At 45.0% G+C, this 1100-nt stretch carries 1 protein-coding gene; it reads right to left on the bottom strand.

Annotated elements, in window-relative coordinates; all coding sequences use genetic code 11:
* Positions 1-2 precede the first annotated feature (2 nt).
* Positions 3-1100 (bottom strand): transposase (locus tag DHL47_RS13190; protein ID WP_209552180.1); only part of this gene is annotated, 1098 nt, incomplete at its 5' end.

A 1100-nucleotide genomic window follows, 5' to 3' on the forward strand; every position in this document is an offset into this window, starting at 1 on the left:
TTCTAGTTTTGAGCCATTTTCTTGCTCAGTTTCTTGAGGTTATTGGCCATGAGAACCAGTCCCATGTCAATTTTCACCTTGCGCTTGCCTCGCAGATTGCAGCGAGTGTAGCCCAAACAAGCCTTTATCTGACCAAAGACAGGCTCGACATCTATCTTCCGCTGGGCATAGATGCGGCGGCCTTCTTCCGATAAAAGCGTCTGGCTTTCTTTGAATTTCAGGGCTCGATAACGCTCATTGATATAAAGCCCCTTTTGAGGTGCCTGCTCTGGCTGATCCGTGAGATAAACCTTGATTTCTTGTTCAAACCCTGTGCTTGTCTTCCGAGTTTCGACATGATGAAAGGAATATACAAAGCCATCCGGATGAGTATAGCTGTCTGAAGCTTCATCGTAGAGCCAATTAGCCAGATTTTTGGCCGAGTTTTTATGGGAGCGTTTTTGTTCCCTGTCATACTGATTGTATTTGATATAATGGTCTATTCCTTGTTCGTCAAGACGGAGGAGGTTTTCTTCGCTCCCATACCCGGCATCTGCGACGACTGTTTCAACCTCTGCTGGACATGATTTCAGAAAAGGCAGGAGCGTTAAGGTATCTGTTGGATTCGGGAAGATGTCGTAGTGGATGACAAACTGATTTTCAGTGGCAATTTGAAGGTTGTACCCTGCTTTAAGCTGACCATTCCGCATGTGATCGTCTTTCATTCGCATGAAAGTGGCGTCCGTATCTGTTTTGGAAAAACTATTGCGCCCCTGGAAAGTCTTTTGGTAGTCTTCGTATTTTTCAGACCGCACTGAAAAATCTTCCTGAATCTTCTTCAGAACTTTCTTTAAGCGCCGGCGCTTGGTCTTGCGTTCATCCTTGCCTTTGACTGGATTTTCCTCAATGGCTTGATGAACCTGATTCAATTCTTCTTGCAAGAGTTCGGTAAAGACAGAAAGCTGTTCTCTCGAAACGGCCTCTTCTTCATCCAGTTCAATGGCCTGAGCAATCAAGGGCTGAACCTCTGTTTGGAAATATTCCTTCAAGGTCTCTTGCAGTTTGGCTTGAAATTTATCCGTTGCTTTTTTCCAAACGAAGCTGTACTTGTTGGCATTGGC

Origin of the sequence: Streptococcus panodentis, from assembly GCF_017884005.1 — a bacterium.
Taxonomy (GTDB): Bacteria; Bacillota; Bacilli; order Lactobacillales; family Streptococcaceae; genus Streptococcus; species Streptococcus panodentis.